This is a genomic window from Amycolatopsis sp. WAC 04197 (assembly GCF_003947475.1).
GTDB lineage: Bacteria > Actinomycetota > Actinomycetes > Mycobacteriales > Pseudonocardiaceae > Amycolatopsis > Amycolatopsis japonica.
Genome location: NZ_QHJK01000005.1, coordinates 53793 through 74302, shown reverse-complemented (window position 1 = coordinate 74302; position 20510 = coordinate 53793). Strand labels below are relative to the sequence as shown.

Below are 20510 nucleotides of genomic sequence, written 5' to 3'. Positions count from 1 at the left end.
CACTTCGCGCGGGGAACAGACCCTTGCACCGGACTCAGCCGACGGGCGCCACGTAGAGCCACTGCCCGTCGACGCGGACGAAGTGGCTGTTCTCGTGCATGCTGTCCGCCCGGCGATCCTGGCGGTAGTGGGCCCGGAACTCCACGGTGCCCTCGTTCTCCAGCAGTCCGCCGCCGGACTTGCCGAGGATCTCCAGGAACGTCCAGCGCTGCCCCGGGTCGAGTTCGAGATCGGCGGGCCGCGTCTTCGGGTGCCAGGTCTTCGTGAGGTACGCGGTGTTGCCGACGGCGAACGCGCTGAACCGCGACCGCATCAGGAGTTCGGCGGTCGGCGCGGTCGTGGCGCCCCGATGGAAGCGGCCGCAGCAAACGCCGTAGGGCTCGCCGAGACCGCAGGGACAACGGGAATCGTCGGTGATCACAGGCACGCCGCCGATTGTGTCATCGTGCCGTCGCGGAGCTTTCGAGGTCTCGGGCCTGCTTGAGCCACCCGGTGAAGAGGTCGGCGTCGATGTCGTCGACCGCGCGAAGCTTGACGTGCGCCATCTCCCGCGCGCTCGGCTCCAGCCTGCCGGACTCGTCGTCGACGTGCTGCCCCTTCCAGAGCGCGAAAGTGACGTACGACGAGTACGCCTTCACCAGGCAGACGAGGTTCTTGCCGACGGCTTCGCCGGCGCTCCAGGTCGGGGAGGCGTGGTACATCGCCTCGATGGAGCCCGGCAGGGCGGCGTTGACGATCGGCCGCAGCGCGACGGCGACTTCACGCAGGTTCTCGGGCAGAGCGGCGATGTAGTCGTCGACGTTCGCGAACTTGGCCATGACTGGATCCCTTCGGTCGGTGTGCTGCGCTCAGCAAACCGGCCGAAGGGTCAAGTTGTCAAGACAAAAAAATTAGTCGGTGGGTTTGAACTTCTGACCTCGTGTTTCCAGGGCTTCGCGGATGATGCGGAGCGCTTTGGGGCCGACGCCGTGCAGGCTCGCGAGCTCGGCTTCGGTGGCGCGGGTGAAGTGCTCCAGCCGGGTGTAGCCGGCGCCGGTGAAGGCGCGCGTCGCCGGTTTGCCGATGCCGGACGGCAGGTCGGTCTGTTCGTCCATGGGTCCTCTTCGATCAGTGGCCGGTCCTGGTCGCCTCCATTGTGGATCGCCGGTGGCGGGTCAAGGCGAGGGGAACTCGACGGCGACCTCGACCGCGGTCTCCAGCGTCGTTTCGCTCGGCCGCCCGGTCGCGGGGGCCGCTTCGGCGATCACGACGAGCCTCTTGGCCAGACGGGAGTCGTAGTTCTCGCCGGTGAAGCGGCTACCGGGTGGAGCTTCGCCGAAGAGGAGGACGTTGCCGGTGCCGTCCTTGTCGATGAGCCGCTTCAGGTCGCTCGCCTCGCCCGCCTTCGGCATCTTCACCCACGCGACGGAGACGTCGATGGTGTTGCCGGCGCCGTCGTCGAGGGTGACCAGCATGCGGTCGAGATCGACGCAAGGGTGGCGCAGGAAGAAACGCTGGACCTCGCCGAAGGAATGCGGTCCGCATTTGAGTTCCCGCTTGGCTTGCTTTTTGAGCCTGCGCCAGCCCAGTCGTTGCCAGGCTTCGGAATGGCGCCCCTTTTGCGCGGACTTCTTGCTGGAGCTTTTGCCTTTGAGGGCTTGGCTCGCGGCGGAATCGAGGGAGGTGGCGGTGCTTCCGCCGATGCCGATACTCGCACCGCCGACGGCCAATGCGCCTCCGGTGACCACGGCCGCCGCCGCGATGGCCGCACCTTTTTTCGGTTTGTCGTCACCGAACGGACGCGGTTTGCCGTTTATCGTTCTGACCATGTTCCGTCCCCTCCCAAGTCCGGACGGACGATCTTGCTCTGGGTGTCGCGGCAGCAACGAGGACTTTCGTGCGAATACGCCCGAATGGCGCAGTAGATCTTCGTGAACCCGCCGGTGATGAACAGTTCCAGCTCGGACGGCTTGTGTCGCGCGCATCTTGATAATGCTGCGTCAGTGAGTGAGCCAGGCTCGTGGGGCGCTCGCGTCGACTATGAAGGCGGCTACGGGAGCTGCGGGCATGCCGAGGGGCCCGTCGCCTGGGTGGCTGGCGGGCTCTTCGGGGTTCAGGCGTGATGCAGGGTGTTGCGTCGGGGTTTTCGGAGCGGGTCTCGGTATTGGGGTGGGATGAACTCCGGTAACCCATCAGCGGCCATGCGTACTTCCCAGTCACCGTGGTGAATCAGCCGATGATGGAAACCGCAGAGCAACACGAGGTTCCGGAGATCGGTGGGTCCTCCGTCTGCCCAGTGGTGAATGTGATGGGCATGGCAATTCTTCGGTTTCCGATGGCAGCCGGGGGAAGGCACAGCCTCCGTCGCGGATGTTGAGTGCTCGGCGTTGGCCTGGGGTGACGAACCGTCTCAGCCGTCCCATACCCAAGGGTTCACCCGAGGTGCCCATCACGACCGGCAGCATGAGGCAATCGCAGGCGGCGAGCCGGGCTTCCCGCGCGGTCATCGTCCCCACGAAGTCGAGACACGCGGTCCCGAGACCCGACTTCAGCTCCTCAAGCCCGACGGTGACATGCACCAAAGTCCGGTAGCCGCTGGTGCCGGGCTGGTCGGGGCAGGCGATGGCCAGGTCGAGGAGTTCGGCCCAGGCGTCGCCCAGGCGTTCGCACTTCATCCGCAGCTCCGCTTGGCCGAATTCGTCGACGGGGCGTGGCTGGGCGTGTGCTTCCAGTGCGGCGGCGGTGCGGGCGCCGGTCTCGTCGTCGAGGAGGCCGGTGAGTTTCCAGAACCCGTCTTTGCGGCGTTCCAGGGTGATTTCGCGGCGTGGTTCTTTGGGTTCGTTGCCGTCGGGGTTGAGCAAGCCCTGCAGGTTCGCCTCGGCCTTGGCGAGCTGCCGGGGACCGGCACTCGGAGCAAGCTCGGCGAGGATCTTCTCCGCACCCGCCCGATCCTCGGCCGAAATGTCGGCCGGGAGGTTTTTCAGGATCTCCAGGATCTGGTCGATCCGCTCATCCCCGACCAGTCCCTGAGCGGCGACCGCGGCGGTGGCGGGAGCAACGGGTGGAACTTCGGTGCCATCCAAAGCGCGGGTGGGGTTCAAGGCGATCGCGCGCTTCACCACCGCACTGGCCTCGCCGCGTGATAGCCCCGCGATCTCCGCATACCAGCTCGCCGTACTCCCATGCCCGTACAGATCTTTGGGGCCCCGAGACTCGATCTCCGCCAGGAACTGCCCCAGACAGGCGGTCGCGATCCGGATCACCTGCAACGTCTGCTGCACGCCATGGGCAAGCTCCAGCTTGCCGGCACGCCACAGTTCCTGCGGCAACTCGGGGAGGAAGGTCTCGGACACGACTCCATAATACCCGAAGAAATCGAACGCATGTTCGTAATTTTAAGCAACCAGCAAACCTGCACCAACAACACTGAAGAGTGAAACGGCCGCCGACCCCCAATCGCTCTGTGGAGGCAACCCTCGCATTTAATCGACTAAATGCGCCCAGCCTCAGGCGTCAACGCCCAGTATGAAGGCCGCGCAACCAAAAGACCCTCGCATTTAGTCGACTAAATGCGGGGCATCGAGCAAAGCGAGTAGCCGACCGAACGCGAACAGCAGTCGCCTAACATCCACACTATGACGACAAGCACCACGGAAACCGGCACCACGACCACAGTCGAACTGACCCGCTTCAAGGTCCCCGCCGACCGCGCGGACGAACTCCTCCAGGCCCGTCCCGCGATGATCGCCGACTTCCGGGCCGACAGGGAGGGCTTCCTCGACGCCCAGCTGATCCGGGTCGACGACGAGACCTGGCTCGACGTCGTGTGGTGGCGTTCCTCCGAGGACTTCGCGACGTCCAGGGAGAAGGGTGCCAACCTGCCCGGGATCAAAGCCTTCTTCGCGCCGATCGCCGAGCTGGTCTCAGCCGAGGAGGGTGTCACGGGCGACCACATTCCGGGACGGGAAATATCGCCGACGACAGTCCGTTGACCAGGGGGAACGAGCAAGGTCACGGAAGGGATCGGCGATGAGCACAAGCTTGGACACGTTCACGCGGGACTGGCAGAGCTGGAAGACCCAGCGCGAGCGCGATCTCGCCGATCCGCTCGGCTGGCTCGCCCTGGTCTCGCTCGACTGGCTGGAGGACAAGCCGCGCGCGTACGAGGGGCTGCCCGGGCTGTGGTGGCAGGACGCCGACGCCGCGTACCTCGACCCGCAGGGCGCGGACCTCTCGCACGACGGCGAACGCGTCACCGGTGTCCGTCGTTTCGAGCTGGTCAACAGCGGCGCGACCACCCGCATCGTCTCCGGTGACATCGAGATCGAGGTGGCGCGTCGTGGCGGGTATCTGATCCGGACGCACGACCCGAAGGCACCGGTGCTCAATGCTTTCCGCGGCGTCCCGGCGTACGAGCCCGACGCGGCCTGGGTGCTCTCCGGAACCTTCGAGCCCTTCGACGAACCGCGGCCGACGACGGTCGGAGCGGTCGTCGAAGGGCTCAGTCACGTCTACGTCTCCCCGGGCATCGTGCGTTTCGAGCACGACGGCGCGGAGCACACGCTCACCGCGTTCAACGGCAAGAAGGACGGCCTGCTCATCCTGTTCACCGACGCCACGAGCGGTGTCACGACTTACGCGGCGAACCGGTCGCTCGCGGTCCCCGAGCCCGCCGAGGACGGATCGGTCGTCCTCGACTTCACCCGAGCGACGAATCTGCCCTGCGCGTTCACGGATTTCGCCACGTGCCCGTTGCCGCCGGCGGGCAACGATCTGCCGTTCGCGGTGGAAGCGGGGGAGAAGCTGCCCTACGAACGCTCACACTGAACCGTCGCGAGCGACGTCATCGCCTCCTGTTCGCGCTGAGCCAGCTCGGACAGGACGGCGGACGCGTCGTCGAGCGGTCGGGCGTCGCCGGTTTCCCCTGCCTGTGTGCACAAGTGCGCGACTTTGGTCCACAGTGGAACGATCTCGCGATACTTCTCATACGCGCTGAGGAGACCGGCGTCGTCGACGAGGGTCGTGCACTCTTCGAGGAAGTCGCGGTAGATCCGGCGGAAGAGCGCGCCGCCGGTGCCCGCCCGTTCCATCAGGATGGCGGCCTGCGGCAGGTCGCGGGCCGGATCGTCGCTGCGGTCCAGCCATTTCCGCACCTGGACGGCGGCCTTGCCGATGCCGCGGTACCCGAGGTTCGCGATGGGCGGGTCGAGGAATTCCGCCGCGTTCGCCCGGACCGCGGCCCGGATCGCATCCGGAAGTGGCCTGACAGGCGCATCGGCGGCGATGGTGAACGAACGATTCTTCGCGGTCATCGGGCCCTTCTCCGCGCGAGCGCGTTCCAGGCTCTCCAAGGATGTCGACACCGATCCACCCTGCTGTGCCGTGTCGACGACGTAGGCTCTCTCGTCGTCATAGCCGTACAACGCGACGAAGTGCCCTCCAAAGTGGACCTTCGAAGTGAAGTACTCCAGGTGGTACGAGTCGAGTTGCAGGCCGACGGGCACCCCGGCGTCGATCTCTTCGGCCACGTTCCGCCACGCCGTGCGCACCGACGACGTTTCCTTGACCCGCAAGGCCAGTCCGAGCCGGTCGGTCAGCTTCCGGGTGATCTCGGCGGGTTTGGCACGCCCGCCGAGGAAGGGGAACGGCAGGTTCTTCCCGTCCCAGTAGATGAACCCCAGGCCTTCGCCGAGGCCGAACAGCATCGGCTCGGACAGTTCGATCCCGGCGTGCCGCAGGAGGACGTCGAGTGTGCTGGTCTCGCAGTGCTCCCCGCCCGTGGTCTTGATTCCGTCGAGGATCACGAGGCCACCGGCCAGGCGATCTCGGTGCGGTACGCCTCGGGCGCGACCGACGGTCCGGGCGCCACCAGGTACAACTCCTCGGCAGGCCCCGCGGGGACGCGGTCGCGTTCGGCGATCCAGCGGCCGAGTGATCGGTACGCGGTCTCGACGTCTTCGTAACGACCCTCGTGAATCGTCGCCACGAGCAGGCCGCCGGGAAGCTCGGCGGCGCCGATGTCGCCGTCGTCCCGAACCGGCCCGTCCACGGGTACGAACAGTTCGATCGTCAATTCGTCGGGATCCGCGGCGAGGTAACGGGTTCCGGGCGGGCCGGACGGCCTGACCCCCTGAGCGTCGAGCGCCGCGAACAGCCGTGCGTACGCGGGGCCGATCAGCTCGGCCAGGCCGTTCAGCGGAGTCCGGATCGCCAGGCGGGCGATCTGCTGCGGTGCGCGCACGCGTTCGTAGACGTGCAGCCACCGCGTCGGTTCGGCGAGCACGGAGTCGAGTTCGTCGCTGATCGCCGCGAGTTCCGCCGCCCGCGCCGCCACCCGGTCGTGATGCCGTTTGATCGCGGCCCGCACCTCGTGCGGGTCGCCCGCGTCCAGGATCCCGGCGATCTCGGCCAGTGGCACTTCCAGCTCCCGAAGCCGCCGGATCAAACCCGCGCGGGCGAACTGGTCGAGCGAATACCGGCGGTACCCGGTGGCGGGATCGATGACGGCGGGTACCAGCAGCCCGATCCGGTCGTAGTTCCGCAGCGCGCGGACCGACAGCCTGGTGGCGTGCGCGAACACGCCGATCGGCATCAAGGTCGTCATGGGACCAGCCTGAACCCTCTCCCGGGGAGAGGGTCAAGCCGGTACCTCACCCCAGTGACAGCCGATCGAGATCCGGGGCGGACGCGTGGTCGTTGCCCAGCTCGATCGTGTTCGCCCCCGCCTTCAGTTCGACCGGCAAAGACGTCGTGAGCTGGGTGTTGTTGCCGGCACCGTCGACCTTGACCTCGATCGGCGTGCCGCCGTTGACCGTGACGAAGTACGAGCGCGGCCCGTTGACGGTGAAGTCGAGGTAGAGGGTGTAGCGCCTGGTCTCGGGCACGGTGACGCCGTCGAAGCGCACGGACGAGCCCGGGTCGCCGCCGATGTTGCGCACCTTCTGACCACCGGAGCACACGCCGCAGTTCGTGACGCCCGCGTCGCCGACGTCGTTCGCCGAGTCCTCGGCCTCGCGCATGAAGACCCGGTCCGCCGGGCGTGGGCTCACCCGGACCGGTTTGCTCACCGATTTCGCTCGTCCGAGCAGGTCGAACGACGCGGTGACCGGGACGTCGGCCGCGGTGACGCCTTCGGGCGAGACGAGCGTCCATGAGGCTTGCAGTTCGTCGCCGACGCGCATGGACTCCGCCGTCGCCGGAGCGCCCCGCAAGGTCCAGCCCGCCGGGACGACCGGTGCCAGGGAGACCTTCCCGATCGCGTCGTCGGCGTCGAGCCGCAGCTTCGCGGTCACCTGCAAGGACTGTTGTCCTGGCGAGAGCCATTGGACGCCACCGGGTTCGACGGTCAGAGTCGTCTTCGGCGTGTAGGACGGCGGCGGCAGGGGAGCGATCGCGATCCGGTCGAGGCCAGGCCCCGAGCGTGCGTTGCTGAACACCTTGACCGTGTTGGCGCCGGCGTTCAGCGCGACGGGGATCGCCGTCGACGCCACGACTCCCGGCGTTCCGGCGCCGATCGCGGTCTCGACGGGGGCACCGCCGTTGACGCTCACCGCCACGGACGTCGCGGGCCCGCCCGTGGTGTCGAGCTGAAGCCGGTGGGTTCCGGCTTCAGCGGCCATCACCTCCGGATAGGTGACCGAGCTGCGCGGGCCGCCGCCGAGGCCGGTGACCTGGAACGTTCCGGAGCAGGACGAGCAGTGGCCGAGGTGGGCGCGGCCGTCGTGATCGTTGCGGAAGGCCTCGGCCTCCAGCGGAACCTGCACGCCCGATACCGAACTCGGGTAGCTGTACGCCACCTTGATCTCGTCGATGGCCAACTGCCGGTAGAACGGTTTCGCCTGCGGTCCCGACCAGGTGTTCAGCACCTCGAGTTTGATGAACCGGGTCTGCCGTTCGCCGAAGTCGATGAACTGCACGCCGCGGGCGCTCGGCATCGCGCCGGTGCGGACCGGCTCACCCCAGTTCCGCCCGTCGTCGCTGACGTAGAGGCGATAGTCTTGGATCCGGGCCGAGTCCTCCGGCCTGCCGAAAGATTCGCGCGCGTGGGTCGGCGACATCTCGCGCTGATTCACCGCGAGGTAGGCCGCGGTCCGCCGCCTGCCGAGGTCCAAGGTCACCGAGACCGGCTGCTTGCCGTCGGCGTCCCAGTAGTTCTCGAAGTTCCCGTCGACGAGGTTCGACGCCGGATGCCCGGCGCGCGAGGACGAAGCGGTCGCCTTGATCGTGCGGGAGTCGTGGAAGTACCGCTGCCCGGCCGTCTCCACCTTGAACACCGTGTCGTAGGTGTCCCAGTCCTTGATGTCCACAATGGTCAGATGACCGCCGGATTGACTGAACCGCAGCTGCTTCCCGGTGCGCACGTCGGACACCCTGGTCACTTTGTAACCGTTGTCGCGCAAGCGGAGCAGATCGGTGCGAGGCCGGGTGACGACGTGGAGGTACTGCGTTCCGGCACCGGGCTCGACGGTGATCACACCGTGCGCGCCGTCGTTCCAGAACCCGGGTTGCATCCCGCCGTACATGTACCCGCCGCCCTCTTTGCCCTGTAGGGAGGACTTGATCGGCGGTACCCAGCTCGCCATGAAGTTGTTGTACGCCTCTTGATGTGGCGGGAACTTCCCGTTCACCATCGGGGTTTCGGCCATCAGCGACTTCATCGACGAACCCGCGTTGGTGATGTAGCGCCCGGTGGACAGCCGGAAGTCGACGGCCTGATCCGTGCCGTCGTACCACCAGCCACCGTTGGTCGGCAGTTTGTAGTCGGCTTCGGTGAGCCTCGGCATCGGGGTGAACGCGGCCTGCGGATAGTCGTACGGCGGCGTGATGCCCGTCTTCTGTTCGTTGCTGACCGTGTCCATGATCGGGGTGTCCTCGTTGTTGTTGCTCAGCAACCAGGACGGGCGCTTCTCGCGGATCTGTTCGTAGAGCTTGTTCTTTTCCCAGTACTCGTTGTCGTTGTCGATCCAGAACCCGGCGAGGTCCGCGTAGCGGTCCATGACCTCGTGGAAGAGGTCGTAGCTGTACTCGCCGAAACCCGGGCGGGTGGTGAGGTCGACCTGTTTGCCCTTGTAGACGGAGTACGCGGCGGAATTCAGTGACTCGACACCCGTCTCCTTGTGCCACTGGGGATCGTCGGTCATGTAGAGGATCGTCCGGACGCCCTTCGCGTTGCCTGCCTTGACGAGTTCGCCGAGGAGGTCGCGACGGGTGGAGCAGCTGCCCGGGATCGCCGACGGCCATGGCCGCGCGTAGCCCAGCCTGCTGTGGAAGGTGGCCAGCACGATGTAGGAGGCGCCGAGTTTGCGGGCCTCGTCCACCCAGTAGTCGGCGCTCCAGCCGCCGTCGGTGACCGCGCGTTCCCAAGCGGCGCAGTCGGTCTGGCGTGGCGCGGTGAACATGCCCCAGTGGAGGAAGAGTCCGGCGGTGGCCTCGCGCAGCCACTTCTGGCGGGGATGATGCACTTCCGCGCTCGCCGCGGTCGTGGTGAGCAGGCTCGCCAGCAGGGCGAGGACCAGGGCGAGCCAGGCGGTGCGGTGAACTCTCATGACCATCCGCTCTCATCCAGGGCATGGTTACCGAGAGATCCGATGATTGCGCCAGAAAACGCGGTGGTCAAGCCCCGATGAGCGGAACATCGGTGAAGTCATCAGAGGTATTTCACGACCAGGGCCCTCTCGTCTGCAGTACGAGAGGGCCCTGTCGGGACTCAGATGTTGAAGCCCGGATGGGTCGCGAAGGCGTTGTCGATCACGAGGTTCCCGCGCTGGCGGGCTCGTTCACGCAACGCCGAGGTCGTGCGGGCGCCCTGGGCGTAGAACCACCACAGGTAGAGCGCGCCGTACATCCAGGCGCCCTCGTAACCCCAGGTGGAGTCGGCGCCGCTCTTGCCGGCGCCGAACACCGAACCCGCCGGGAAGTTCGCGTTGTGCGGCTTCCCGCCCTGATGGCGCGATTCGTGGATCAGCGTCTCGGCGCGGCCGGGAACGTCCTTGGAGTACCAGAAACCCAGGTACAACTCGATCCGGTCGTCGACGAACGCCCCTTTGAACGAGCGTGCGATGGCGCTGCCGTCGCCGCAAAGCGAGCGGAGGTCGTCGCAATTGTCGCGGACGTAGCGGCGTGCCCAGTTCAGCATCGCGCCGGAATAGGCGTCGTTCTGGTAGTCCTGTGCCGAATAGGTCAGGAGGTAGCACGCGTTGAACGTCCGGGCCAGCGGCTTGTCGGTGTTGCACGCGTCTTCCCAGCCGAAGCCGTCGTCCCAGTAGTCCTTGTTGCCCGCGAAACCGTAGGTGTTCCAGAAATAGTCGATGTAGGTCTGATTGCAGATCGAGGCACCGTAGAAATTGTCCCCGGTCACGTTCTTGTCAGGCACGGTGTAGCTGCAAGTGGCCATCGGAGATCACCTGTCTGTAGAAGGAATTTCGTTCTGGTTCAGGAGCGCGGCGGCTCGGGCGGTGGCACGTCGTCGGTCCGCGAGTCCTTCACGTACCGGCCGCCGACGGCCTGCGGGACACCGCGGACGTCGACCCGCCGGATGTTCAGCAGTCGCTCGTCCTCGGTACCGCTGAGCTCCTCGCGCACTCGCGCGGTGAGTTCGGTGTCCCCGGTCTCGGCGATGGCCTGGACCGCCGCGCGCCGCACCGTGAACACCTCGTGCCGGACCTGCCGCAGCAGCAGCTCCTTCGCCGCGCTGTCTCCGGCGGATGCCAAGCGCGCCAACGCTTCCACGGCGGTGGTGCGGATGATCACCTCTTCGCCGACCGTGCTGATCCCGTGTGCGGGGTCGTCGGAACGCTCCGGCGGGATCGGCTGGCGCAGCACGTTTTCGAGCGCCGGGACGGCGGCGGCGTGCCGGAGATCGGTGAGCAACTGGACCAGGCCCCACCGCTCGAGGTACTGCTCCTCGGACAGGGCGTCGTACTGCGCGCCGAGCGCCGGGACGACGTCGTCCGCCCGCTCGCGAAGCCGGTCGAGGCTTCGCTGGTAGTTGCGCTCGGCGTCCTCGCCGGACGCGGCCATGGTTTCGGCGGCCTGGGTGACCAGTTCGCCGATTTCGCTGTTCGAGAAGCTTCCCAGGCCCGAACTGCCAGGGCCCGCTTCGAGGTTGTCGCCACCCGGGCCCAAGGACGGGGTGTCGGGATTGCGTGGGGTCGGCATGAGGTTCTCCTTCGCAGCGGCGGTGATGCTGACGGAAGGAAGGAACGCGATCCCGGGTGGCAGATACCTGGATTTCCGAAAAATCGCCCGATGGGGCAGATCGGGATTTTCACCGCGGGAATCCGAAAAGGATTTTGCTCACCAAAAATGCGGCGGACGGCGAAAAGCCTTCACGGATTCCCGCTCGTGGTCAATGACGGACGTCGATGACGACGCGGTTCGGAGAGGTCAGTGTGAACACGGTGACCGCGGTCCTCGACCGGACACCGAGACCGATGGACAAGGTGCCTTCGTAGTCGCCGGTGACCGCGACCGCCATGACGTTGCGCAGATTCCGGGTCCTGAACTTCTGCGGACCGGGATAGGTGGGATTCCCGGCGTCGTCGTGCGCGGCGGCCGGGGTCGCGGTGACCGCGATGAAGAATTCCCCGGTGAGCCAGACGATCTCGCCCGAGCCGTCGGCGATCAACTCGTCGACGAGGTCGTAGCGGATGGCGGGTGCCGGGCCTGCGGTCAGGTCGAGCACGATCCGGTCGAACCCGGTGTTCTGGCCGGTGCGGATCCCCGTCATCGTGGGGATCGCCTGTGCCGCGACGGAAGCGGGCGCGGCCGCGGCGATGGCGCCGGTCAGCATGAGGGAGGTGGCGGCGAGCGCTCCGAGCGCGCGCCGGAGGTTGATGGCCATGGCGATGACCTCCTGCCGGAGAGCTGATTTCGAAAAGACGCCTGGATCGCCGGTGTGGTTGGTATTCTTGGCCTTATCGTTACTGATCGCCGTATAGTCGTCGAGCGATCTCGAAGTCGGCGGGGAAATGGTTTTTCACTCGCTCCGCGAGTAGGTTGAGATAACGGAGATCGCTTTTCGCGGAGGCGATGAGATGCGTGAATCTTCGATCGTCCTCTCGATAGCAGTCCTCCTGAGAATCGAAGACGCACTGCACGTCGGTGGTGCGCCCGCCCCAGCACAGCGCGCCGAGAAGGTATTGCTCGACAACGAGGTTGTAGTCCTCAAGTGGCGCGAGCCGTTGCCAGGCCGCCTGATTCTCGGCCGACTCCACCATGCGGACGGCGAGGTCGGCGTAGTGGCGGAGAAGGGGAACCGCCGTGCCGCCGACGATTCCGGTGCACAGCGCGGCTTCCCTGGTGTAGTCGCGGAATTCCTCCGGCAGGAAGCCGCCGGTGCTCCGGATCGCCGCGGCGACGGCCGACGGCCGGTAGTAGCCGGCATCGGAAGCCGGTGCGTGCTCGGGATTCTGCGCGACGATCTCCCCGTCGAGCCCGTCCGCGGGGAAACCCGGCCAGAGGAACACGTCGTTGTCGATGTGCAGGAACGGCTCGCGCTGCTCCCGGTACGCGTGCAACTTCCCGAGCGCCCACCAGGACGGGTCCTGCCCGGCGAGTCCGTTCAACGACAGGGAAACGTCGTCGAAGGGCAGCCGCAACCGGGTGACGAGCAGTTCGTATCCCCGGTCGTCGGTCACCAACGCGGTTGTGGGGAAGAGGCGGGACGCGAGGCGGAACGACAGGATCCAGGACAGCGCGTGGAAGAAGTCGCTGGGCCAATGCCTGCCGTGCCGGCGCCGGTACGGAGTACTCCAAAACGACCAGACCGCCCGGCGGATCGGGTGCGCGGCCTTGTCACCCGGACGGACCACGCGGACCGGTGGGGGACGCCAGCCGGGCTCGATGACCTCGCCGTATGCGGCGTTCCGGGGAATCCCGGGCGCGAGCAGACGGCCGCCGATGGCGACCGCTGTGCCGGAGTCGTATCCGTAGTACGGCATCGCGGAATGGTTCGGGCCGGGGTGGTCGAACGTTACGGCCGGCGACGGAAACCGCTGAGGTAGAGCACGGCGACCACGGTTGTCGTGCCGAGAGTCGTCACGACAAAGGATCCGGTGACCAGATAGAGGCCGCCCACGCCGGTAAGTGAAGCTTTGATCAGCTTCACGATTACGTCGTGCTCGTTGTCAGAGGCTTTCTTGACCATTTGTCGAACCCTCCGCATGTGGTGTACTAGTACACCGTAGGCGCGACGACCGGCGAAACCTTCGCCGGTTCTGATCTTTCACGGTCAGGAGGAGTTTCTTGTCGTCGAGGGTGGGCTCTCCGATCGTCGGCCGTTGTCCTGCCGCGTCGCGAATTGTCGATCATCGCCGTGATTCATGGAGGGCGTAGTGACAATCCAGCTGGAGGGCGAGTGTCTTGGCGGCACGAGTCCGGTCGCCGCGGTCGAGGCCGCGCTGCGCTGGCTCGCGGTCCGTAAGGACGGTCGACCGCTCAGATTCCTGCGTTACGCGATCGAAGACCCGGCGAGTGAGTCGGCCGCCGTCCTCGGTTGCCTGGTGCGGCCGACGGCGTCGATGGCCACGGCTGCCCCGGAAGTGCGGGCGCTCGCCGTCTGGGGATTGATCCTCGATGAGGTCGCGAGGATCGGGTCGGCCACCGAGTCTCGGCGCCGCAACACTTTGAGTGCCGCGTTCCGGATAGGGGAGCGTGAGTGGAAGTCGACCCTGGATGACCGCTTCGGTCAATTGAGGGACCTGCGCGGTGTCTTCGGGGATCCGCCGCCGACCACGACGACGCCGATGCACAAGGCCTGGCGGCGGGCGGTGAGCGACAAGCTCGCCCCTTGCGTGGCAACGAATCTCGCGATACTGGCGGTCGATGGCGAAGCCTGGCGGCCTTATGTGGAGATCGCTCGGGCCGCCTCGTCGGAGCCTCGATCATCCGGTAGCCGGACGCCCTCGGGCGGGGCGCAGCCTGTGTTCCTGGAACGCCTGCTGGTGGCCGTGGAAATGCGACGCCGGACGGCCCATCGCCGGCTGACGGTGAGAAACGTCGTCGCTCGCGAGGATGGAGTGGGTGGCTATATGGCGCGGGCTTTGACGGGGTGGACCGGGGATCTGGCGTCTATTCCCGTCAAAGCGATCTTCGGTTGCCATGTCGAGACTTCACCGGGTGTCCAGCCGGGAGATCCGATGATCGTGGACCTTCGCTTTCCGAGACCACTGCGCAAAGGGGAGCGGCACGAGTTCATCTCGCTCGCTTGCGAAGAGGACCCGGACGAAGAGCGGTATTGGATCAATGTCGACGTCGACCATCATGGGATCGCACCGGGCGTCGTCGATGGAGAGGGCAAGGTGACAGGTGGTCTGAGCATCAGCATCACGTTCGACGACTGCGTTCCGGAGGCTTGTTGGTGGTACGCGGAGCAGACCGACTACGAACGTCTGGTCCGGCCTCCTGTCGGTGATCGGCACCTGCTCGAGATTCGGCGAGGCGTCGTCGAGCACACGTTTCTGGAACCTTGTCACCCGCGGGAGGAATACGGCATCGCTTTCCGCTGGCCTCAGTCCTGAGCGAAGCGGGCCGCGAATCGACGAGGCCCGCTCCGGCCGCTGGTGGCTAATTGCCGGTGTTGCCGCCGCCGCTGCCCTTGCCGTCGTCGCCGTGGATCGTCATCGAAACCTCCTTGGTGCTTTGAGTACGCGGCGTAACTTATCGGCACTGTGGGTGACAGTTGAGGAAGGGGGCGCTCGGCGCGGAGAGCCACTCCCACTAGAGTGGCGGTGGCTTTTCCCTGGAGCGCCTACGGTTCAGGGAGCCGAACATGTCCGATGAAGAGGATTTACAGCCTCTGCTCAAGTACGCCCGGGAAGGCTGCGTCGGCCTCTCGGTCGTGGTTGTCGTGGCAGAGATGAAGGCCGGCCGGGGCGCGACCTTCACCGAGATGACCACGGCGCTGCTGTCCGTGGTCGGCAAGCTGATCGACCGCGGCGCGGTTCCCGGCGATCTGGTCGACGGGGAACCCTCCTTCGTGGCGTGGTCGGGGTCGAAGAGCGAGATTCTCGGGCGGCTGGCCTGCGAGATCAAGACGTTGGGAGAGATACCGGCGACCGGGGAAGTTTGCTGGATCCACGACCCTGCGCCGAGCCGAGGCCTGTAACAACGAGGCGGGTCGGCTCGACTGACTCACGAATTCGGGTGTCGCGGACGAGGGGTGAGCAGATGGAATGTGTGCGATGTGGTCTGACGGTCGGCCTCGGCTGTGCCTGTTCGGCAGAACGTCGCCCTCGTCGGAAATCGGCCAAGCCCGCGAGTTCACGACGCGAGGCTTCGTCCACGGTGTCTCTTCGCTCGTTCCGGGAACTACGTGACTTGTTCGGGCAAGGCAGGGTCGCTTGGAGTGATCTCGACGCTGCCGAACGTTCCGCGCTCACGGCGGAACAGCGTCGTCGACTGTTGGACCTCGAGAACGACGTGCTCCATCGCAGTGATCAAGACATCCACGGTTCTACCTCGGTGCCGACGCGATCCGGCGGCTTGCCGACCCTCGGCCGACGCGGCTGACATACGAAAATGGGGCGGCCTCTTGGGTGAGGCCGCCCCATTCCGTAGATGCTTTCAGGTCACCAGCCGCGTTCGCGCCACTCCGCCAGCTGCCCCCGCTGCTCACCCAGCGTCGAGTCGTCCCCGTGTCCCGGGTAGAACCACGTCTCGTCCGGCAGCTCGCCGAAGATCCGCGTCTCGACATCGTCCAGCAGCGACGTGAAGTCCGAAGGCGAACCCGTCTTCCCGACACCGCCGGGGAACAGCGAGTCGCCGGTGAAAAGGTGCGGGTGTCCGTTCGGGTCGCGGTACAGCAGCGCGATGGAGCCGGGCGTGTGGCCGCGGAGGTGGATCACCTCGAGGGTGATCTGCCCGACCTTGAGCGTGTCGCCGTGTTCGACGAGGAAGTCCGGCGGGATCGGCAGCGGCTCGGCGTCCAGCGGGTGGGCGGCGGTGTTCGCGCCGTTCGCGCCGGCGACGGCGCCGAGGGCCTGCCAGTGGTCCTGGTGCTGGTGGGTGGTCACGACGGTCCTCAGCGCGGGCCGGTCGGGGCCGTGGCCGATGAGGTCGGAGATCCGTTCCGGGTCGTTCGCGGCGTCGATCAGCAGCGCCTCGTTCTCGGCGCGGCAGACCAGCAGATACGCGTTGTTGTCCATCGGGCCGACCGACAGCTTCGTGATGGTGAGCGCGTCCAGGGTGCGACGGGCGGCGTCGCCGCCGGGGTCGACGTGCCCGGTGTAGGTCTCGACGATGTTCACACCGCACACGGTAGTCGTTCGCCTGCAATCGGTTCCACCCGCACAGGCGGCGCACAGGCGCACGACGTAGGCTCGCCTCGCCCCGCCATCCGAACCACAGGACGCTCGTGCCCGACGCCTCGCCGCGCGCCCCGCGCAAGATCAGCTGGGACGTCCTTCGCGTTGTCGCCGTCTTCGCGGTCATGCTCGGACACGTCACCCATCAGGGGGCGCTTCTGCATCCGGAACTGGTGGGTTACCCCTTTCGGGTAACGGCTCAGTTCGGTGCGGCCATCCTTCTGGTGATCTCCGCCTTCTTCGTGTGCGCGAGCCTGCGCAAAGGACGCCCTGGGCGGTGGCTGTGGAGCCGGGTCGCGCGGCTGGTGCCCGCGTACCTGGTGGCGGTCACCGTCACCTACGTCGTCGCCCGGTACGCGACGATCCGGTTCAGCGGCCTGCCGTTCCCGCCCGGCCTGTCCGGATTCCTGTTCGGCGTTCCGCAGGGCCCGCCGACCGACCCGTCGCCCTGGTACATCCCCACCGGCGCCGATCTGCTCGGCAACCTGGGCATGGTCCAGGAATGGGGCTGGCGTTACGAGCTCTTCTACTACCTCGACGGGGCCTACTGGACGCTGCCGGTGCAGCTCATCGCCTTCACCGCCGCGGCCCTGCTGTGGCCACGCCGGTGGCGTACGCACCGGCTCACGGTCGCGCTGCTCTGGGCGCTGATCCTGGTCCCGCTCTTCCTCCGGTTCGTCGTGTTCGACCCGGCTTCCACGCCGAAGCTCGTGGAGACCTTCTACTACGGCCTCGGCCTGCACCGTGTGCACGTCTTCGCCATCGGCATCGCGATCTGGCTGTGGGCGAAACGACGGCTGGCGCACTGGCATCTCGCGCTGTTCGTGCTCGCCGCCTGCGCCGCGCAGGACCTGCAGGTCTTCCCGTTCCACCAGGCCCTGCCGAACGATCCGGAGCGCTGGCCCTCGGCCATCGGGTTCGCGATCATGTTGCTGCTGGTGTGCCTGGCCGCGCGCGGGCCGGACTGGCGGTTCCCCGGGCTCGCCAGGATCGCCCCGGCTGTCACCTGGCTCGCGGGCATCTCGTATGGTCTTTATCTGGTGCACCAGGAACTCGGTTACATCCTGGCCCGTGCCCTGCTGAACGTCGGCGTCCCCGGCTGGCTGCGGCTCCCCATCGTGCTGGCCGCCGCCGTCCTCGGGGGCTGGGCGATCACCGCTGGCGTGGAACGGCCGGTCCACCGGTGGCTCACCGCTCGCCGGGATCGACGCGATAAGCCTGGAAAACCGCAGGTCAAGGACTCGGAACCAGTTTCTGTCGGTGGTGCCTCGTAGCATGGAAGCGGCCGCCCGTGCAGCTATCGACCGGGCCGGCGACCGCAGCTGAGAATGAAACCTGAAGGGACCCTGGCGTGGCTGATCGCCTCGTTGTTCGCGGCGCCCGCGAGCACAACCTCCGCGGTGTGGATCTCGACCTGCCCCGCGACAGCCTGATCGTGTTCACCGGTCTGTCCGGGTCCGGGAAGTCGAGCCTCGCCTTCGACACCATCTTCGCCGAAGGCCAGCGCCGCTACGTCGAGTCGCTGTCGGCGTACGCGCGCCAGTTCCTCGGCCAGATGGACAAGCCGGACGTCGACTTCATCGAGGGCCTTTCGCCCGCGGTGTCGATCGACCAGAAGTCCACCTCGCGCAACCCGCGTTCGACCGTCGGCACCATCACCGAGGTCTACGACTACCTGCGCCTGCTCTACGCCCGCGCCGGCAAGGCGCACTGCCCGCAGTGCGGCGAGGCGATCAGCAAGCAGACCCCGCAGCAGATCGTCGACCAGGTGCTCGCGATGGAGGAGGGCACCCGCTTCCAGGTGCTCGCGCCGGTCGTGCGCGGGCGCAAGGGGGAGTACCTCGACCTCTTCGAGAACCTGCAGCAGCAGGGCTACGCGCGTGTCGTGGTGGACGGGACGATCCACCCGCTCACCGACCCGCCGAAGCTGAAGAAGCAGGAAAAGCACCAGATCGCCGTCATCATCGACAGGCTTTCGGTGAAGACGAGCTCACGGCAGCGCCTCACCGACTCGGTCGAGACGGCGCTCCGGCTGGCCGACGGCCTGATCGAGCTGGAGTTCGTGGACCTGCCGGAGAACGATCCGCATCGCGTACGCGGTTTCTCCGAGAACCTGGCCTGTCCCAACGGCCACCCGCTGGCGATCGAAGACCTCGAGCCGCGGTCGTTCTCGTTCAACGCCCCGTACGGCGCCTGCCCCGACTGCACCGGTATCGGCGTCCGCAAGGAGGTCGACCCGGAGCTCGTGGTCCCGGACGACGAGCTGTCCCTCGGCGAGGGCGCCATCGCGCCGTGGGCGGGCGGCCAGAGCGCGGACTACTTCATCCGCCTGCTCGAATCGCTGTCCGAGACCATCGGCTTCCGGATGGACACGCCGTGGCGCAAACTGCCGGCGAAGGTGCAGAAGGCCGTCCTGCACGGCGTCGACGAGCAGGTCCACGTCCGCTACAAGAACCGCTACGGCCGCCAGCGTTCGTACTACGCGAGCTTCGAGGGTGTCATCCCGTTCCTCGAGCGGCGCCAGGAGCAGACCGAGTCCGAGTACATGCGCGAGCGGTACGAGGGCTACATGCGCGAAGTGCCGTGCCCGGCCTGTCAGGGCACGCGGCTCAAGCCGGAGATCCTCGCCGTCACCCTGGAGCACAAGACCCAGGGCGACCGGTCGATCGCCGAGGTCTGCGCCCTCTCGATCGCCGAGGCGTCGCAGTTCCTGGACGAGCTGGAGCTCGGCAAACGCGAGCAGGTCATCGCCGGCGCGGTGCTCAAGGAGATCCAGGCGCGGCTGCGCTTCCTCCTCGACGTCGGCCTCAACTACCTCTCGCTCGACCGCGCCTCCGGGACGCTGTCCGGCGGCGAGGCGCAGCGCATCCGGCTCGCCACGCAGATCGGTTCCGGTCTGGTCGGCGTGCTGTACGTGCTGGACGAGCCGTCGATCGGGCTGCACCAGCGGGACAACCACCGCTTGATCGAGACGCTGGTCCGCCTGCGCGACCTGGGCAACACGCTGATCGTCGTCGAGCACGACGAGGACACCATCCGCTCCAGCGACTGGGTGGTCGACATCGGCCCGGGCGCCGGCGAGCACGGTGGCCACATCGTCCACAGTGGACCGTACAAGAAGATCCTGCGGAACAAGGAATCGATCACCGGCGCGTACCTTTCGGGCCGCACCAAGATCGAGGTCCCGGCCATCCGGCGCCCGATCGACAAGAAGCGTCAGCTGACCGTCGTCGGCGCGCGCGAGCACAACCTGCGCGGGCTCGACGTGTCGTTCCCGCTCGGCTGCCTCGTGTCGGTCACCGGTGTCTCGGGTTCCGGGAAGTCCACGCTGGTCAACGACATCCTCGCGACCGTGCTGGCGAACAAGCTCAACGGCGCGCGTCAGGTCCCCGGCCGGCACACCCGCGTGAACGGGCTGGCCAACGTGGACAAGCTGGTCCGCGTCGACCAGTCGCCGATCGGTCGCACCCCGCGGTCCAACCCGGCGACGTACACCGGCGTCTGGGACCACGTGCGCAAGCTGTTCGCCGCGACCACCGAGGCGAAGGTGCGCGGCTACCAGCAGGGCCGGTTCTCGTTCAACGTCAAGGGCGGCCGGTGCGAGGCCTGCGCCGGTGACGGCACGATCAAGATCGAGATGAACTTCCTGCCGGACGTCTACGTCCCGTGCGAGGTCTGCAAGGGCGACCGGTACAACCGCGAGACCCTCGAGGTGCACTACAAGGGCAAGACCGTCTCCGACGTGCTGAACATGCCGATCGAGGAAGCGGCCGAGTTCTTCGAGCCGATCAAGGCGATCCACCGGCACCTGGCCACCCTCGTCGACGTCGGTCTCGGCTACGTCCGGCTCGGGCAGCCCGCGCCGACCCTGTCCGGCGGTGAGGCGCAGCGCGTCAAGCTGGCCAGCGAGTTGCAGAAGCGGTCCACCGGCAAGACGGTCTACATCCTCGACGAGCCGACGACCGGTCTGCACTTCGAGGACATCAGCAAGCTGATCGGCGTGATCAACGGGCTGGTGGACAAGGGCAACACGGTGATCGTCATCGAGCACAACCTCGACGTCATCAAGACCTCGGACTGGATCATCGACATGGGTCCGGAGGGCGGTTCCGGCGGTGGCACCGTGATCGCGGAGGGCACTCCGGAGCACGTCGCCTCGGTTGAGGAGAGCTACACCGGTCAGTTCCTGAAGACCGTTCTCGCGTAGGGCTCGTGAGTGGCAAGGAC

The 20510-nt window shown here is 66.8% G+C and carries 19 protein-coding genes and 1 pseudogene; 6 read left to right on the top strand and 14 right to left on the bottom strand.

From position 1 onward, the window contains the following. Positions 1 to 34 precede the first annotated feature (34 nt). The 5 genes and pseudogenes from DMC64_RS20930 to DMC64_RS20910 all read right to left on the bottom strand — a co-directional run bounded on the left by DMC64_RS20930 (position 35) and on the right by DMC64_RS20910 (position 3332). Positions 35 to 421 (bottom strand): YchJ family protein, encoded by a 387-nt coding sequence (locus tag DMC64_RS20930; protein ID WP_125735109.1) that lies wholly within the window; start codon positions 419 to 421, stop codon positions 35 to 37. Positions 422 to 440: 19 nt separating this feature from the next. Next, positions 441 to 818, bottom strand: coding sequence for a DUF1801 domain-containing protein (locus DMC64_RS20925; protein ID WP_125734899.1), 378 nt, complete (start codon positions 816 to 818; stop codon positions 441 to 443). A gap of 72 nt (positions 819 to 890) precedes the next feature. Further along, on the bottom strand, positions 891 to 1094 hold the full coding sequence (locus tag DMC64_RS20920) for a DNA-binding protein (RefSeq protein ID WP_125734898.1): 204 nt from the start codon (positions 1092 to 1094) through the stop codon (positions 891 to 893). Between the two features lie 60 nt (positions 1095 to 1154). Then, entirely contained in the window at positions 1155 to 1808 is a 654-nt protein-coding gene (locus tag DMC64_RS20915; RefSeq protein ID WP_125734897.1) for a hypothetical protein, read from the bottom strand. A 284-nt stretch (positions 1809 to 2092) separates the two neighbouring features. Continuing rightward, positions 2093 to 3332: pseudogene (locus DMC64_RS20910) on the bottom strand (DUF222 domain-containing protein). 282 nt (positions 3333 to 3614) lie between these two features. Here DMC64_RS20910 and DMC64_RS20905 point away from each other — a divergent pair. Then, on the top strand, positions 3615 to 3971 hold the full coding sequence (locus tag DMC64_RS20905; RefSeq protein ID WP_125734896.1) for an antibiotic biosynthesis monooxygenase: 357 nt from the start codon (positions 3615 to 3617) through the stop codon (positions 3969 to 3971). A gap of 37 nt (positions 3972 to 4008) precedes the next feature. Further along, positions 4009 to 4806 carry a DUF1684 domain-containing protein gene (locus DMC64_RS20900; protein WP_199755045.1) on the top strand — a complete coding sequence of 266 codons (798 nt, stop codon included), beginning with the start codon at positions 4009 to 4011 and terminating at the stop codon, positions 4804 to 4806. Here DMC64_RS20900 and DMC64_RS20895 read toward each other — a convergent pair. From DMC64_RS20895 to DMC64_RS42980, 8 genes are all read right to left on the bottom strand, one after another. Continuing rightward, the gene (locus DMC64_RS20895; RefSeq protein ID WP_125734895.1) at positions 4788 to 5783 is read right to left on the bottom strand and encodes a BtrH N-terminal domain-containing protein; all 996 of its coding nucleotides are present in this window, start codon (positions 5781 to 5783) and stop codon (positions 4788 to 4790) included. The two genes, DMC64_RS20900 and DMC64_RS20895, sit on opposite strands and share 19 nt — an antisense overlap. Then, positions 5780 to 6583 carry a MerR family transcriptional regulator gene (locus tag DMC64_RS20890; protein WP_125734894.1) on the bottom strand — a complete coding sequence of 268 codons (804 nt, stop codon included), beginning with the start codon at positions 6581 to 6583 and terminating at the stop codon, positions 5780 to 5782. The genes DMC64_RS20895 and DMC64_RS20890 overlap by 4 nt, the downstream gene beginning before the upstream one ends. A gap of 46 nt (positions 6584 to 6629) precedes the next feature. Then, the gene (locus tag DMC64_RS20885; protein WP_125734893.1) at positions 6630 to 9530 is read right to left on the bottom strand and encodes an alpha-L-fucosidase; all 2901 of its coding nucleotides are present in this window, start codon (positions 9528 to 9530) and stop codon (positions 6630 to 6632) included. 155 nt (positions 9531 to 9685) lie between these two features. Continuing rightward, positions 9686 to 10372, bottom strand: a complete 687-nt coding sequence (locus DMC64_RS20880) for a hypothetical protein (protein WP_007028085.1) — start codon at positions 10370 to 10372, stop codon at positions 9686 to 9688. 38 nt (positions 10373 to 10410) lie between these two features. After that, positions 10411 to 11136 (bottom strand): HEAT repeat domain-containing protein, encoded by a 726-nt coding sequence (locus DMC64_RS20875; protein WP_037345557.1) that lies wholly within the window; start codon positions 11134 to 11136, stop codon positions 10411 to 10413. Between the two features lie 190 nt (positions 11137 to 11326). Continuing rightward, positions 11327 to 11821 carry a hypothetical protein gene (locus tag DMC64_RS20870; protein ID WP_125734892.1) on the bottom strand — a complete coding sequence of 165 codons (495 nt, stop codon included), beginning with the start codon at positions 11819 to 11821 and terminating at the stop codon, positions 11327 to 11329. 79 nt (positions 11822 to 11900) lie between these two features. Beyond that, the gene (locus DMC64_RS20865; RefSeq protein WP_125734891.1) at positions 11901 to 12920 is read right to left on the bottom strand and encodes a DUF6734 family protein; all 1020 of its coding nucleotides are present in this window, start codon (positions 12918 to 12920) and stop codon (positions 11901 to 11903) included. Positions 12921 to 12952: 32 nt separating this feature from the next. Then, positions 12953 to 13126 (bottom strand): hypothetical protein, encoded by a 174-nt coding sequence (locus tag DMC64_RS42980; protein WP_199755044.1) that lies wholly within the window; start codon positions 13124 to 13126, stop codon positions 12953 to 12955. Between the two features lie 187 nt (positions 13127 to 13313). Here DMC64_RS42980 and DMC64_RS20860 point away from each other — a divergent pair, with 187 nt between their 5' ends. Then, positions 13314 to 14498 carry a hypothetical protein gene (locus DMC64_RS20860; protein WP_233629746.1) on the top strand — a complete coding sequence of 395 codons (1185 nt, stop codon included), beginning with the start codon at positions 13314 to 13316 and terminating at the stop codon, positions 14496 to 14498. Between the two features lie 251 nt (positions 14499 to 14749). Continuing rightward, complete coding sequence (locus tag DMC64_RS20855) at positions 14750 to 15085, top strand: hypothetical protein (protein ID WP_125734889.1); 336 nt, start codon at positions 14750 to 14752, stop codon at positions 15083 to 15085. A 463-nt stretch (positions 15086 to 15548) separates the two neighbouring features. Here the strand turns inward: DMC64_RS20855 and DMC64_RS20850 are convergent, their stop codons facing one another. Then, positions 15549 to 16226, bottom strand: a complete 678-nt coding sequence (locus DMC64_RS20850) for an MBL fold metallo-hydrolase (RefSeq protein ID WP_125688537.1) — start codon at positions 16224 to 16226, stop codon at positions 15549 to 15551. Between the two features lie 107 nt (positions 16227 to 16333). Between DMC64_RS20850 and DMC64_RS20845 the strand changes: the two genes are divergently transcribed. After that, positions 16334 to 17557, top strand: coding sequence for an acyltransferase (locus tag DMC64_RS20845; protein ID WP_125734888.1), 1224 nt, complete (start codon positions 16334 to 16336; stop codon positions 17555 to 17557). A gap of 77 nt (positions 17558 to 17634) precedes the next feature. Continuing rightward, on the top strand, positions 17635 to 20490 hold the full coding sequence (uvrA, locus tag DMC64_RS20840) for an excinuclease ABC subunit UvrA (protein ID WP_125682340.1): 2856 nt from the start codon (positions 17635 to 17637) through the stop codon (positions 20488 to 20490). Positions 20491 to 20510: the final 20 nt, after the last annotated feature.